General features: G+C 65.0%; 14 protein-coding genes. 4 read left to right on the top strand and 10 right to left on the bottom strand.

The annotated features are described in order from the left end of the window. Positions 1 to 246: 246 nt before the first annotated feature. Positions 247 to 1,650 carry an FAD-binding oxidoreductase gene (locus tag QMG80_RS04065; protein WP_085771652.1) on the top strand — a complete coding sequence of 468 codons (1,404 nt, stop codon included), beginning with the start codon at positions 247 to 249 and terminating at the stop codon, positions 1,648 to 1,650. Between the two features lie 46 nt (positions 1,651 to 1,696). On the opposite strand, the gene QMG80_RS04060 is transcribed toward QMG80_RS04065, so the two are convergent. The 6 genes from QMG80_RS04060 to trpA all read right to left on the bottom strand — a co-directional run bounded on the left by QMG80_RS04060 (position 1,697) and on the right by trpA (position 7,519). Then, positions 1,697 to 2,353, bottom strand: a complete 657-nt coding sequence (locus QMG80_RS04060; RefSeq protein ID WP_085771651.1) for a glutathione S-transferase family protein — start codon at positions 2,351 to 2,353, stop codon at positions 1,697 to 1,699. 185 nt (positions 2,354 to 2,538) lie between these two features. Continuing rightward, the gene (locus QMG80_RS04055) at positions 2,539 to 3,180 is read right to left on the bottom strand and encodes an amino acid kinase family protein (RefSeq protein WP_085771650.1); all 642 of its coding nucleotides are present in this window, start codon (positions 3,178 to 3,180) and stop codon (positions 2,539 to 2,541) included. Continuing rightward, on the bottom strand, positions 3,177 to 4,256 hold the full coding sequence (locus tag QMG80_RS04050) for a (5-formylfuran-3-yl)methyl phosphate synthase (RefSeq protein ID WP_085771649.1): 1,080 nt from the start codon (positions 4,254 to 4,256) through the stop codon (positions 3,177 to 3,179). Before QMG80_RS04050 ends, QMG80_RS04055 begins: the two co-directional genes overlap by 4 nt. Before the next feature lie 70 nt (positions 4,257 to 4,326). Continuing rightward, positions 4,327 to 5,643: a bifunctional folylpolyglutamate synthase/dihydrofolate synthase gene (locus QMG80_RS04045; RefSeq protein ID WP_085771648.1), complete on the bottom strand. Its 1,317-nt coding sequence runs from the start codon at positions 5,641 to 5,643 to the stop codon at positions 4,327 to 4,329. A 119-nt stretch (positions 5,644 to 5,762) separates the two neighbouring features. Then, positions 5,763 to 6,632, bottom strand: a complete 870-nt coding sequence (gene accD / locus QMG80_RS04040; RefSeq protein ID WP_085771647.1) for an acetyl-CoA carboxylase, carboxyltransferase subunit beta — start codon at positions 6,630 to 6,632, stop codon at positions 5,763 to 5,765. Beyond that, positions 6,629 to 7,519, bottom strand: coding sequence for a tryptophan synthase subunit alpha (trpA, locus tag QMG80_RS04035; RefSeq protein WP_085771646.1), 891 nt, complete (start codon positions 7,517 to 7,519; stop codon positions 6,629 to 6,631). The genes accD and trpA overlap by 4 nt, the downstream gene beginning before the upstream one ends. Positions 7,520 to 7,974: 455 nt before the next feature. On the opposite strand from trpA, the gene QMG80_RS04030 reads away from it, so the two are divergent. After that, a complete protein-coding gene (locus QMG80_RS04030) occupies positions 7,975 to 8,787 on the top strand; it encodes an amino acid kinase family protein (protein WP_085773663.1) in 813 nt (270 codons plus the stop codon). 11 nt (positions 8,788 to 8,798) lie between these two features. Continuing rightward, positions 8,799 to 9,632 carry an amino acid kinase family protein gene (locus tag QMG80_RS04025; RefSeq protein ID WP_085771645.1) on the top strand — a complete coding sequence of 278 codons (834 nt, stop codon included), beginning with the start codon at positions 8,799 to 8,801 and terminating at the stop codon, positions 9,630 to 9,632. Positions 9,633 to 9,822: 190 nt separating this feature from the next. Here QMG80_RS04025 and QMG80_RS04020 read toward each other — a convergent pair whose 3' ends face one another. The 3 genes from QMG80_RS04020 to QMG80_RS04010 form a co-directional block, all read right to left on the bottom strand. Next, a complete protein-coding gene (locus tag QMG80_RS04020) occupies positions 9,823 to 11,088 on the bottom strand; it encodes an IS4 family transposase (protein ID WP_245299882.1) in 1,266 nt (421 codons plus the stop codon). A 191-nt stretch (positions 11,089 to 11,279) separates the two neighbouring features. After that, positions 11,280 to 11,987, bottom strand: a complete 708-nt coding sequence (locus QMG80_RS04015; RefSeq protein ID WP_085771644.1) for a spermidine synthase — start codon at positions 11,985 to 11,987, stop codon at positions 11,280 to 11,282. Continuing rightward, complete coding sequence (locus QMG80_RS04010; protein ID WP_085771643.1) at positions 11,984 to 12,442, bottom strand: YaiI/YqxD family protein; 459 nt, start codon at positions 12,440 to 12,442, stop codon at positions 11,984 to 11,986. The genes QMG80_RS04015 and QMG80_RS04010 overlap by 4 nt, the downstream gene beginning before the upstream one ends. Before the next feature lie 615 nt (positions 12,443 to 13,057). On the opposite strand from QMG80_RS04010, the gene QMG80_RS04005 reads away from it, so the two are divergent. After that, positions 13,058 to 13,498: a PA2169 family four-helix-bundle protein gene (locus QMG80_RS04005; protein WP_085771642.1), complete on the top strand. Its 441-nt coding sequence runs from the start codon at positions 13,058 to 13,060 to the stop codon at positions 13,496 to 13,498. A 92-nt stretch (positions 13,499 to 13,590) separates the two neighbouring features. On the opposite strand, the gene QMG80_RS04000 is transcribed toward QMG80_RS04005, so the two are convergent. Further along, positions 13,591 to 14,250 carry a peroxiredoxin gene (locus QMG80_RS04000; RefSeq protein WP_085771641.1) on the bottom strand — a complete coding sequence of 220 codons (660 nt, stop codon included), beginning with the start codon at positions 14,248 to 14,250 and terminating at the stop codon, positions 13,591 to 13,593. Positions 14,251 to 14,271 lie beyond the last annotated feature (21 nt).

Here is a 14,271-nt window from a genome sequence, read left to right as displayed (position 1 = left end):
AATCCAGCGTGAATGGGAAAGTCCCTGGCTTTCTCGCTAATCTGGAAGGAGATGGTCATGATGACTGCGCTGATCGCTGCCGCCTTGTGCAGTGTCGTCCTCGCCCGTCGGCCGGCCAAAAAGGCTGTTTACGTCTACGCCAAGCGCAAGGATCGCTTTCGCCATCGCTGAGACGAATCGGCGGGGTGAGCCGGAAGCGAAGCGCTAACGCTTCGCTGGAGGCTTCGACGCAAGCGGAATGGCGCGATGGATTTGCTCGCCCGCTTAGCGGCGATTGTCGGCAAAGAAAACCTCCTTGCCCGACCCGATTCGTCTGACGCGTTGATGCAAGAGCCGCGCGGCGATTTTTCAGGCTGCGCTCTTGCGGCGGTGTTTCCGAAAACAGTTTTTGAAGTCGCAAAAATCCTCGCTTTATGCAACGAGCACGGCGTCGGCGTTGTGCCCCAGGGCGGTAACACAGGCCTCGTCGGCGGCCAGACACCGGACGCTTCGGGCGAGCAACTCCTCCTCTCGCTGAAAAAACTCGATCGCATTCGCGAGATCGACCCCGATTCGGACGCGATGACGCTCGAAGCCGGCGTGACCTTGGCGCGCGCCCAGGAAGCGGCTCTCTCCGCCGACCGCTATTTCCCGCTTTCGCTCGCCTCGGAAGGCTCCTGCACAATCGGCGGCAATCTCGCGACGAACGCCGGCGGCGTGCATGTTCTGAGCTTCGGCTCGACGCGCGATCTGACGCTGGGCGTCGAGGCGGTGCTCGCGGACGGACGCGTGCTCTCGACGCTCTCGACGCTGCGGAAGAACAATACAGGCTATGACCTCACGCGGCTCATGATCGGCTCGGAAGGGACGCTCGGCGTCATCACGGCGGCGACGCTGAAGCTGTTTCCGCTGCGGCGCGCGCGCGTCGCGACTTTCGTCGCCTTGGCTGAGCCGCAAGCGGCGCTGCGGCTGCTCGCGCTCTGCAAGTCTCGGCTCGGCGCCGCGCTCGAGGCCTTCGAGATCTTGCCGCGAATCGGCGTCGACTTCGTCCTCAAGCATGCGAAGCCGGCGCGCGATCCCTTCTCGCGCGCTTATCCCTGGTATGCGCTCGTCGAATTCGCCACGCAGGAAGACGAGGAGGCGCTTAAGGGAAAAATTATCGATCTTTTGGAGGAGGCGACGAATCTGGGCCTCGCGCTCGACGCGTCGATCGCCGATTCGCTCGCCCAGCGCGCCGAGTTCTGGCGCCTGCGCGAAGCCATGTCGGAAGTGCAGCAGCGCGAGGGCGGCTCGATCAAGCACGACGTGTCATTGCCGCTGAAGGCCGTCCCGGCCTTCATCGAGGAGGCGGCGCGGCGCGTCGAGGCGCTCGTTCCCGGCGCGCGTCCCGTGCCCTTCGGCCATTTGGGCGACGGCAACATCCATTACAACATCTCGCAGCCGGTCGAGATGGAGAAACGGGCTTTCCTCGCCCGCCGACCCGAGGTCAACGCCGCCGTCCACGGCCTCGTCGTCTCGCTCAAGGGCTCGATCTCGGCCGAACACGGCATCGGCCAAGCCAAGCGCGCCTTGCTACGCGAGACCAAGGACCCGACCGCGCTCGCCGCGATGCGGGCGATCAAGGCGGCGCTGGACCCCAAGGGCGTGCTCAATCCGGGCAAGCTCCTGTAAATTTGGGCGGGGCCGGCGCTGGGCCGCAGCTTGGCGGCCGCTTTCTTTAGGCCAGCTCAAATTGCGGCAGCCTCCACTCCTCTTCTTGGGCGCCTGCATGCCAACTCTTCCAGGAGGCAAGATTTTTCACAGCCTCCACAAAAGTCCGTGAATCCGGGGAAACAGGCAGGCCGTAGATTTCCACCCGATTGACGACCGGCGCGAACATCGCGTCCGCGGCGCTAAATGCGCCATAGAGAAACGGGCCGCCCTCCCCGAAGCGCGCCCGCGCTTCACGCCACGCGGCGTCGATTCGCGAGAGGTCCGCGCTTGCCGCTTCGCTCAAAGAGACGGGGCTCGTCTTGCGACGGAAATTCGTGGGGCATTCCTTTCTCAAGGCAGTGAAGCCCGCATGCATCTCGGCGGCAAGCGCTCGCGCATGGGCGCGAGCTTCAATCTTGCGCGGCCAGATGGGAAGCGCAGGATAGCGTTCCGCCAGATATTCAATGATCGCGAGCGAGTCCCAAACGTGCAGCCCGTCGTGGATAAGCACCGGGACTTTTCCTGCGCTGGAATGAGTCAGGAGCTTCGCTTTCGAGTTCTCTCGGTATAGCGGGACCACTTCCTCTTGAAAGGGAATCGCGAACTCCTTCATGACCATCCAGGGCCGAAACGACCATGAAGAATAGCCCTTGTTGCCAATAACGAGAGTGGCAGGCGTCATCGCGGCAAGCTTTCGTTTTTCGCATTTTGCTTCGACAGAGCTTTAGATTAATCGTAGCCCTTGAACAAGACATGTTCCGACAAACAGCGTATAGGTGAGCACGCGATTACTCACGAGAAACAGCGCGGCGGTCGCAATGCACCTCGCGTCATCGTTGAGGCCCGTCGTCCGCTTCTCGGGCGCGCTCAAGACAGGACCGAGATCTTCTCGCCGTCGCCGGAGGCGAGCGGGGCGCTTCGCCAGGGGATGTCGCCGAGCAGCAGAAATCTCTCCGCTTCCTCGACATTCTTGGGGCCAAGGAGGCAGACGCTTAATCCCCGGGCGTATTGAGAAAAACAGGGGTCGACGAGGCTTCCTGCCTCGCTCGCCTCGCCGGCATCGACGCTCTTGATCAGGAGAAGCCGGGACGCGCCGCTTTTCCGCGCGTACCAGGCGGCGAGGCTGTCCGAGGTCACGTCCCAGCACGCGGGGAGCCCCGCTTCGAGCGCCAGGGCGCGCGGGCGCCAGACGGGCGTCTTGCCCTGGGCGCGCAGAGCGGCGGCCTCTTGCTGCGTCGCCGCCAAGGCGAGCCCGCCGAAAAGGTCGCAGAGCGCGAGCCCATATTGCTCCATCGCGAGCAGCGCCATCTCATGCGCGGCGCGCTCCGAGAAGCGCATCGGGCCTTGCGCCGCGCGCACCGCATCGGCGAAGGGGCCGCCGCCGGGAACGAGGACGAGCGGTCCGGGATAGGCGCAGAGCGCCGCGATCCATCGGGAAAGCAGCGGCGAGCGCCACAGGCTTCCGCCGATTTTCGCGACGAGCGCGCTCTTGCGCCGGTCTTCGCTCATGCGCCCGTCTTGGCGTGCAGCGCTGATGTGTGATGCGCCCGCTCGCGCCGGATGCGCACCCCGACCGAAGCCGGCGGCGCCACGTCGAGCTTCTCGACGACGACCTCCACCGCGCGGACGCGTTCATGCAAGAGAACGCTTTCGGCCACGCGCTCGGCCATGGTCTCCACGAGCTCGATATGACCCGAGTCGAGGACGATCCGAATCGCGTCCGTCATCACGTCGTATGAGAACACGCCGCGCATGTCGTCGGGACCGATGTCGCGAAAGACCTCCGCGTCGATCGAGAAACGCACCCGCTGCTTATGGCCGCGCTCGAAGCCATAGGCCCCGATGTCGACCGGCATGACGAGATCGCGCACGAAGACGTGATCAACCTCTGCGTAGCGCGGCGCGGGCGCATGCGGCCGCCGGATCATTTCGCGGATGAGCTTCACCCCCGCGGGCGAAAGCGCTCTTTGGCGATCGCCCGTCTCGCAGAGCGCGCCGCGAAAGCCCAGCACGTCAGGCGCAAGCACCAGGAGGCGCGGGACGTCGGGCGCCTCTAGCGAGCCGGCGAGCCCGCTTGAAAGGCCGAGGGCGCGGGCGCGCGACACGAAGTCGCCGAGCGCGCCGACGCCGACATGGTCGAGCAGGCGTCCCTTCCCCTTATGCGCGGTGTCGAGCATCACGCCGTGAAAGCCTGCGCGCGCGAGCAGCGGCAGCGCCTCGAGATCGGGGCCAAGATCCGCAAAGAGCACCGCGACGAGTCGGATTCTCGGGCAAAGCGGGGCGAGCGAGTCGACGACCTCGTGAAGGTCGGGCGTCATCGGCAGCGCGAATTTGACGAAATCGACCCCCGTCGCGGCGGCGGCCTCGATCGCCGCGCGCGCCTGAGACGCGTCGTGCGGCAGCTCGACCACGGCGCTGACGGGCCGCCGCTTCGCGATGGAAGCGACGATCTTCGCGACCTCGTCGAGCGACAGCGCGCCCAGCGCGCCGCGCCGCGCGTCCTTGCAGTCGACGATATCGACTCCGCAGTCGACGGCGGTGTCGGCCTCCGCGCTCGAGAGCACGCTGGCGAGCATCAAGGTCATGAAGATCTGCCCAAAACTCGCGCCAAATCGGCGGGACCGGCCGTCTCTATAACAAATCCCAAGGGAGCGCTCATTCGATTCGCGAGCCGTTGAAAGCGAGCGCGCAGGCGGCAAGATAAAGCGATCCGGCGATGAGGACCCGGGGCGACCGCTCGAAAGACGTGGCGGCGAGCATTTCGACAGCGCGCTCGAAGCTCGGGGCCGACCGCGCGGAGATCCCCATCGCTTGCGCCGCCGCGGCGACTTCCTCAGGCGGCCAGCATTTATGCTCGCCCTCGACCGGGACGGCGATGACCTCGCGCGCCAGTCCCACGAAATGGCGCAGCATGGCGCGCACGTCCTTCGTCGTCTGCGCGCCGCAGACGAGCGCGAGGGGGCGCGACTCTCTCTCCTCGAACTCGGCCATGGCCTCGGCGAGCACGCGGCCGCCATCCTCGTTGTGACCGCCGTCGATCCATATTTCCGCGCCCGCCGGCGCGGCGTCGACGAGACGGCCGCGCGAGAGGCGTTGCAGCCGCGCCGGCCATTCGGCTTTGAGCAGCCCGCTTTCCATGGCCTTGGACGGAAAATCAGGGTCGATCGCGCGCAGCGCGGCGATCGCCGCGGCGGCGTTTTCGTGCTGATGGCGGCCCTGCAGGCGCGGCGCGGGCAGATCGAGGAGGCCATGCGCGTCCTCGAAGACGAGGCGGCCGCTCTCCTCATAAATGTGGAAATCCTCTCCCGCGATGGCGACCGGCGCGCCGACGCGCCGCGCCTGGCGCTCGAGAACGTCGCGCGCCGCTTCGCGCTGAAAGCCGATGATCGCCGGCGCGCCGGGCTTGAAGATGCCGGCCTTCTCCATCGCGATCTTCTCTATCGTTTCCCCCAGGAACTCCGGGTGATCGAGGGAGATCGAGGTGACGACGGTCGCCTTCGGGGCCTTGATCACATTGGTGGCGTCATAGCGGCCGCCCAACCCCGTCTCGAGCAGGAGCCAGTCGGCCTGCGTGCGTGAGAACAACAGAAACGCCGCCGCGGTGGTGATCTCGAAGAAGGTGATCGACTGCTGGCCATTGGCCCTTTCGCAGGTCTCCAAGGCGTCTTGCAGCGCCGCATCGTCGACGAGCCTACCGCCGCCCTCGCTCCCGAGCCGGATGCGTTCATTGAAGCGCAGGAGATGCGGCGACGTGTAGACGTGAACGCGCGCGCCCCTGGCTTCCAGCATCGCGCGCAGAAAGGCGAGCGTGGAGCCCTTGCCGTTCGTGCCCGCGACGTGGATCGTCGGCGGCAGGGCGAGATCGGGGCGCCCAAGCGCTTCGAGCAGACGCTCGGTGCGCCCGAGCGAGAGATCGATTTTCTTGGGGTGCAGGTCGAGAAGGCGCGACAGCATCGCGTCGTGCTGATCCATGAGGCGCGTGTCCCGCCTGCTATGCGGAGAGTCGTTGGCCGGCCAACGAGTCTCCACATAGAGTCGGCTGTTCGAGCAGGATTTTCATCCCCAATTCGGTCCCGTTTCCAAAGAGCGGCTCAAGCTGCGGCGGGTCGGCCCGGCGGGGCCCGGGTCAACAAGCCGCAAAGCCGTCCGAGCGTGTCGCGCAGCTCCTTGCGCCCCACGACCATGTCGACCATTCCGTGATCTCTGAGATATTCCGCGCGCTGGAAGCCTGACGGCAGCTTTTCGCGAATTGTCTGCTCGATCACCCGGGCGCCGGCGAAGCCGATGATCGCCCCGGGCTCGGCGATCTGAACGTCGCCCAGCATTGCATAGGAGGCGGTGACGCCGCCGGTCGTCGGATTGGTCAAGACGACGATATAGGGCAGCCGCGCCTTGCGCAGCCTCTGCACGGCGATCGTCGTGCGCGGCATCTGCATGAGCGAGAACATGCCCTCCTGCATGCGCGCGCCGCCCGACGCCGTGAAGATGATGAAAGGCGTGCGCTTCTCGAGCGCCAAGGTCGCGGCGGCGACGATCGCTTCCCCGGCCGCCATGCCGAGCGAGCCGCCCATGAACTCGAAGTCCTGCACCGCCACCGTGACCGGAAGCCCGTGCAAGCGCCCCACGGCGATCGTCACGGCGTCCTGCCGATTGGTCTTGACCCGATATTCCTTGAGCTTGTCGACGTAACGCTTGATGTCGCGGAACTTGAGCGGATCGACCGGCACTTCCGGGGGCGGCGGCTCCTCGAACTCGCCCTTGTCGAACAGGTTCTGGAGTCTGATCTCAACCGGGCAGCGCATGTGATAGCCCGACCCCGGAACGACAAAGAGATTGGCCTCTATGTCCTTGTGATTGACGAGCTGGCCGCTTTCGGGACATTTCACCCACAGATTGTCGGGCGCCTCGCGCTTGAGAATCGCTTTGATTTTTGGCGGGACGACGTTCGAATACCAGTTCATGGCGCGATTCTCCCGAAGATTCGGCGCAACCAGCTCGGCCGGGCGCGGCGGCCGTCACCGGCGCCGCGGGCGCCATGAGCGGCGCCGGCGAGCGCCGTGACCAGCTCCGACACCGCCGCCACGGTTTGCGGCGCGGCCCGATTCTCAGCGTCGAGCGTCTCTTTCAGCGCATTGACGAGCGCCGTGCCGACGACCACGCCATCGGCGGCGCGCGCCACCTGGCTCGCGCCTTCCGCCGTCTTCACGCCGAAGCCAACCGCGATCGGCAAATTCGTATGACGCTTGATGCGCGTCACGGCGGCCTCGACCCCGGAATAATCCGCGAGCGCCGCCCCCGTGATCCCCGTCAAAGAAACATAATAGACGAAGCCGCTCGTGTTTTCGAGGACCTTCGGCAATCGCCGGTCGTCCGTGGTCGGCGTCGCAAGGCGGATGAAGTTGAGCCCCGCGGCGCGGGCAGGAAGGCAAAGCTCGTCGTCTTCCTCAGGCGGCAAATCGACGACGATCAATCCGTCGACGCCCGCTTGTTTTGCGGCCTGGAGAAAGCGTTCGACGCCATAAACATAGATCGGATTGTAATAGCCCATCAGCACGATCGGCGTCGTCCGATCGAGGGCGCGGAAGCTTTCGACGAGCGCGAGCGTCTTTTTGAGCGTCGTCCCCGCCTTGAGCGCGCGCAGGCCCGCAGCCTGTATGGCCGGGCCGTCCGCCATCGGATCGGTGAAGGGCATGCCCACCTCGATCACATCGGCGCCGGCGGCGGGCAGGCTTTTGAGGATTTCGAGCGACGTCCCGAGATCCGGATCGCCCGCCATGAGGAAGGTGACGAGCCCCGCCCGCCCCTCGGCTTTCAATTGCGCGAAACGCTGGTCGATGCGGGTCGTCATGGGCGGCGCGTGTCCTGTTTGGGGCGGAGCCGCTGCTTAGTCGCTGCCGCGCGCCGCGTCCAGGGCCTTCGAGAACCGCGGACGAGCGCGCAAGCTCCACCATGCGCGTGGCTCTACCTTGCGCCTGAAAGAGCAAAAAGCTGCGAAAGGCACAAGTCGAATTCCGTTGCAATATAACCTGAGACTCACAAGGGAGACCCCGTAAATCTTGCGCTTCAGTCGAATTTATTACAATTATATTCTAACTATCTCATCATAAATTCCATTTACAGATCGTATTAATAGTATATTAGTTATTATACTCTGTATTTATACATTATGGCCGGCGCTTTAATTGTGGCTTATTGAACGGCCCAAGAAAAATTTGCGTCCGGCGATGCGCTTCTCATTGCCTCGGGGCCCTGTCGCGCTTATGTGAGCCCTGAAAGTACACAATGCAAACGATAGGCGTCACCATGGCGAACACGACAGCGGATATTGAGGCGCTCCTGATGCAGCGCTCGCTGACCGACCCCGAGCTTCTCGCGGTCGCGGAGACGGCGGCGGACTACCGGATTCTCCCGGACGCCACGGTGATCAAGATCGGCGGACAGAGCGTCATCGATCGCGGGCGCTCGGCGGTCTATCCGCTCGTGGAAGAAATCGTCGCCGTCCGCAAGAACCACCAGCTCCTCATCGGCACCGGCGCGGGCACGCGGGCGCGGCACCTTTACTCGATCGCGGCCGGGCTCGGCCTTCCGGCGGGCGTGCTCTCGCAGCTCGGCGCCTCGGTCGCCGACCAGAACGCCGCGATGCTCGGGCAGCTTCTCGCCAAGCACGGCATTTCCAATGTCAGCGACGCCGGCCTCTCGGCCGTGCCGCTCTATCTCGCCGAGGTGAACGCGGTCATCTTCAGCGGCATGCCGCCGTATAATCTTTGGATGCGCCCGGCGCCCGAGGGCGTCATCCCGCCCTACCGCACCGACGCCGGATGCTTCCTCCTGGCCGAGCAGTTCGGCTGCAAGGCGATGATCTTCGTGAAGGACGAGGATGGGCTCTTCACGGCCAATCCCAAGACCGACAAGAGCGCCAAGTTCATCCCGAAAATCTCGGTCGACGAGATGAAGGCGCGCGGGCTGCATGACTCGATCCTCGAGTTTCCGATGCTCGATCTGCTCAAGGCGGCGAAGCATGTCCGCGAGGCGCAGGTCATCAACGGCCTCGTCGCCGGCAATCTGACGCGCGCCCTCAACGGCGAGCACGTCGGCACCCTCATCACCGCGAGCTAGAGATCAAAATCATGACGAATCAAGCCGAGAGCATCAAGCACGTCGCCTCGCCGCTCGCGCGCCAGACGCTTCTGGACAGCGAGCTGACCCGCCCTGTCGCCGGCGGGCGGCCGATCCGGCTCCTCCCCTGGGTCCAGGTCGTGAAGATTGGCGGCCGCTCGATCATGGATCGCGGCGCCGACGCGATTCTGCCGCTCGTCGAAGAGATCCGTAAGCTCCTCCCCGAGCATCGCCTGCTCATCCTGACCGGCGCCGGCGTGCGCGCCCGCCATCTCTACAGCGTCGGGCTCGACCTCGGCCTCCCCGTCGGGTCGCTCGCGCCGCTTGCGGCGAGCGAAGCCGGTCAGAACGGGCATATGCTCGCAGCGCTGCTCGCGCCGGAGGGCGTCTCCTATATCGAGCACCCGACCATCGCGAACCAGCTCGCCATCCATCTGACGGCCACGCGCGCCGTCGTGGGCAGCGCCTTCCCGCCCTATCACCACCATGAGTTTCCGGGCTCGCGCATCCCGCCGCACCGGGCCGACACCGGCGCTTTTCTGCTGGCGGACGCCTATGGCGCCGCGGGGCTCACGATCGTCGAGGATGTGGACGGCGTCTACACGGCCGACCCCAAGGGTAAGGGCGGAGACAAGGCGAAGCTGCTGCACGAGACGAGCTATGCCGATCTCGCGAAGTCTGCCGGTCCCCTGCCCTTCGACCGCGCCATGCTCGAGGTGATGGCGACGGCCCGCCACATTCAGCATGTGCAGGTCGTGAACGGCCTGGTGCCGGGCCGCCTCACCGCCGCGCTGCGCGGCGAGCATGTCGGCACGATCGTCCGCACGGGCGCGATGCGGAATTGAGAGGGTTCAGGGGCCAGGGCAACGAGGGCGTCTCTCCCTCTCCCCGCCTGCGGGGAGAGGGCCGGGGTGAGGGGCTTGGCGAGATTCCGCGACGCTTCGATTTGCGCTCGGGTTCTGGCTTTTTGACGGTCGGGTCGATAATTGCCCCGGCCCCTCACCCTAACCCTCTCCCCGCCAGCGGCTACCAGATTCACACAACTTGGCTTGCCGTGATTGCGTTGACGCCCTGCTTTGCGGCTTGGAACTGGAGCCAACCCTGGAGCATGACGACGGGGCCTGGTTTTCCGTAGTATCCGGTCCAGCCTCCCAGGCGTGCGCAGACCCAGGCGGCGTAGGCGAGAGAGCCTTTGGGGTGGGGGTTCTTTTGTCTTTGCGTTTTGCCTTCGAGCGTGGCGCAAAGGGCTTCGAGGAGGGGGATGTCGGCTTCCTCGAAAGCGTCGCTGACTGGGCGCAATCGGCCTTTTGCGCCGCCGCCGTCGCGGGCGTGGACGAGTTGCTGGACGGTGACGGCGGCGATCAGCGCGGCCATCACCAGGTTGCAGCGGGGAACGTCGTCCTCGATGCGCAGGCCTTCAATGTCGAAGCCCTGCGTCTTCATCGTGCGGAACAATTGCTCGATCGCCCAGCGGCGGCGGTAAAGCTCCCCGACTTGCAGAGCTTCGCGCAAATCGGCGACGGGATAGGTGGTTATGAGCCGCCAATGGATGGTCTCGCCGGAAGGCGGATCGACCTCTCGCAGATCGACGAGATGCAGGCTCAAGCTTTCCGGCAAGCCTTCGTCGACGCTGTTTTTGGGCCGCTTCAGCTCGATGCGGGAAAAGCGCGCCGCCAAGGTCGTCTGGCGCGCGGGGCGGCCGGGTTTGGCCGGCAAATCCAGCCGGGTTCGTCCCGCCTCGGGCAGAGCGTCGGCTGTGGCGAACAGACGCCCGCCGTCCTCGAGGCTGCGATCCTGCGCCGCACGCACGATCATATGCGCCTGCGCAGGACGCTGCGCGAAGGCGGCGTAAATATCGCTCTCGCGATCCGCGACGATCGTGATCTCGCGCGCGCTCCGGCAGGCCCGCGCGGCGTCGTCCGCCCCCTCCAGCCAGCGCTGGCTCTCCTTCGCCACGGTCGGCAGGGCCCGCCTTTGCCCCTTGCGGCCTTCCTCGCGCTTGAGGAACCGCGCATGCGCCAGGCCCAGCAGCGTCCCGTCGTCCGCGTCCACCGCCGCGCAAACATGCAGATAAAGCCCGCCGCCGCCGGAAGACTTGACCACCGTGGTGTCCTGGATCGCCAGCACGTGGCGATCCGCGCAACGCAGACCGAGACGCTCCGCCGCATGCGCAGCCATCTCGCCGGGGCTCACATTCCGATTGCGAAGGAAGCGGGTCAGGCGAATTTCTCCCGCCCGATCCCCGCCCAACCGTCGCACCCGTAGTCCCCGACCGACCGCCGACACCAGACGGGCGTGCAAAAACGCCCCCCTTTTTCCAGGCGACGGTCGCCAAACCGCCCCAGCGAAACCTCCGACATCCCCAACCTCCCAAATCACGCGGGAGAAGGAATCAGAGTTCCGCGTCCGCCGCAAACCACGATGTGTGAATGCCGTAGCGTTTTCACGGGAGAGGGAACCGCGCGCTTAGATTTCCAGCCCAACACACGGCGTCAATCGCGAGGGAGCGAGCCCGCTCCCCCATCCCCGCGCGTCGCGATCCAAACGATGTGACGCGCGCCGCCGCGGCCGCCTCGGGCGCGCGCTCTGATCTCTTCCACGCCGAACCCCGCCTGGCGAAGGCGATGCTTGAAAGCCTCATCCGGTCCCGATGACGACCAGACCGCAAAGACGCCGCCGGGATTGAGCGCCGCGCGCGCCGCGTTCAACCCCGCTTTGGTGTAAAGGCCGTCATTGGCGTCGCGCGTCAGTCCCTCAGGGCCATTGTCGACATCGAGGAGAATGGCGTCATAGCGCGAAGCGGCTGAGCGAATGAGGCGCGCAACGTCGCCTTCCTCGATATGAACGCGGGGATCGGCGAGGCTCCCGCCATGGAGTTCCGCCATCGGACCGCGCGCCCAGGCGACGACGGCCGGCACGAGCTCGGCGACGATGACGCGCGCCTGCGGCCCAAGAGCCGCGAGCGCGGCGCGCAAGGTGAAGCCCATGCCGAGCCCGCCGATGAGCACGCGCGGCGCGGGACGAGACTTGATCCGCTCGAGCGAGAGCGTCGCGAGGGCCTCCTCCGACCAGCTCAATCGGCTGTTCATCAGCTCATTGGCGCCGAGCCGGATCGAGAATTCGTCGCCGCGACGCATGAGCCGCAGTTCGCCCCCGCCGCCCGGAATGGGCGCTTTGTCGATGAGCGACCAGGGAATCACGGGCGCCGCCTTCGTTCGCGCGAGACGATCTGTTCCAAGGCTTGCAGGAACTGCGACCGATTGGCCGCGGAAAAAGGCGGCGGACCGCCGGTGATCTCGCCCGTCGAGCGGATATGCTCCATGAGCGCGCGCTGCGCGAGCGCCATGCCGATCGAATCCTCGGTGAAGGCCCGTCCGTGCGGCGCGACGGCGTGCGCCTCCTTCGCCAGCGCGCGCGCGGCCAATGGAATATCATTGGTGACGACGACATCGCCGGCGTTGAGATGCTCGACGATCCAATCGTCGGCGACGTCAGGCCCCGCGCTCACGATGACCCTTTCAATGAGCGCCGCCTTCGGCACTTGCATGAATGCGTTTGAGACGACGAAGGTCTGCAATCCATAGCGATGGGCGACCTTATAAACTTCCTCCTTCACCGGGCAGGCGTCGGCGTCGATGTAGATCTTGATCCGCATAGCGGCATCTTAGCCGAAAGCGAAGGCGATCTAGAACCTGCTTCCGCACAAGGTCAAAGACGCCAGAATGCGCTCCAGCTTCTCTCCGCACGTTATCGCATGAGCGATCCGGTCAGATCCTGCACGCCAATCCGTCTCGCTTAACGCGCGCATTTGCGGCGGAGAGGGGGACAACGGATCCGGCCAAGGCGGAATCTCTGCTGGAGGATCTGGATTCGCTCCCGGAAAAGGCGGCGGAATATCTGGCGGCGCCGGGCTCGGCTCAGGCGACGCCGGCGAGGGGACGATGTCTGGACCCGGCGGCTCTGGAGACGTCTCTGGCGGGGGCGGCTCCTGCGGACCAAGCCACATCTCTCGCGCGAACAATTGGGGCGAGGTCGAGGCTCGCTCTGCGGGATAGAATGTCGCCATGACGATGTCCAAGCGATGCGCCGCCAGCAAGAAGTAGCGCGGAATGGGGTCCAGGCAATTTCTGCAAGCGCGAGAGCGCGACGCGGAAGCGGATCGGCGAAGCACAGGCGAAGCACAGGCTTCGCCTATGGAGGGAACATCTTCTGGATCGGTTTTGTTAAGGGGCGGCGCATCCGCGCTATCGACCGATCAGGGACGAAAAAAATGAGCGCTACCCCGATATCGACGCTTCAGCACCTCGCGCAAATCAGCCGAGACGGCAGAAACGGGTTCCTCGAGGCCGCCCAAGCCGTGAAGGATCCCAATTTGCAAAATACTTTTCGCAAGGCCTCCGCGCGTTGCGAGGCCGGAGAAAAGGAGCTCGAGAGGGAGATCACAAAGCTCGGCGGCTCGACAACGGACAGCGGGAGCGTAGCCGGCGCAGTTCACAGAGCTTGGATTGACCTGAAGTCAGCCGTAACGGGCGGCGACGAGAAGGCGATTCTCGAGGAGTGCGAGAGAGGCGAGGACGTGGCGAAGGCCGCCTATGAAAAGGCGCTCAAAGCCGAACTCGCGCCGGAAGTGATCGCATTGGTGCAGAAGCAATATGCGGGCGTGCTGGAGAACCACGATCTCATCAAAAGGCTTCGCGATACGGCGCATTGAGCGGCGCCGGCTTTGATCTGAAGCGAGATGCAAAAAGCGACGAGCGGAAGCGAAACCAAACATGTTTCGCCTCCGCTCAAAACTACGCCCGCTTACCGCGGCTGCGGCACGATGCGCAGATAGGGCTTGGGCGCCGTCCATCCGTCGGGATAGATTTTTTTCGCCTCTTCGTCGCTGACGGAACCCGCGATGATGACGTCCTCGCCCGGAGTCCAGTTTACCGGCGTCGCCACCCGATGCTTCGCGGTGAGCTGCAGCGAATCGATGACCCGCAGAACCTCGTCGAAGTTGCGGCCGGTCGTCATCGGATAGACGATGATGAGCTTGATCTTTTTGTCGGGGCCGATGACGAAGACGTTGCGCACCGTCAGATTGTCGGCCGGCGTACGCACGTTGGCGTCGCCCGAGGCGCTGGCCGGCAGCATCCCGTAAAGCTTGGAGATGGAGAGATCCGTGTCCCCGATCATCGGATAATTCGGCGCGGCGCCCTGCGTCTCCTCGATGTCGGCGGCCCATTTCGCGTGATTGTCCACCGCGTCCACGCTGAGCCCGATCAGCTTGACGTTGCGGCGATCGAACTCCGGCTTCATCCTCGCCACATAGCCGAGCTCCGTCGTGCAGACCGGCGTGAAATCTTTGGGATGCGAGAAGAAGACGCACCAGGAGTCGCCGATCCAATCGTGAAAGCGAATCCGTCCCTGTGTCGTTTGCGCCTCGAAATCAGGCGCCGTATCGCCAATCTTGAACGTCATGTTGATCTCCGTCGCTTTATC

Origin of the sequence: Methylocystis bryophila, from assembly GCF_027925445.1 — a bacterium.
GTDB lineage: Bacteria > Pseudomonadota > Alphaproteobacteria > Rhizobiales > Beijerinckiaceae > Methylocystis > Methylocystis bryophila.
The sequence above is the reverse complement of the archived record's forward strand: the minus strand, read 5'-3'. Positions and strand labels throughout refer to the sequence as shown.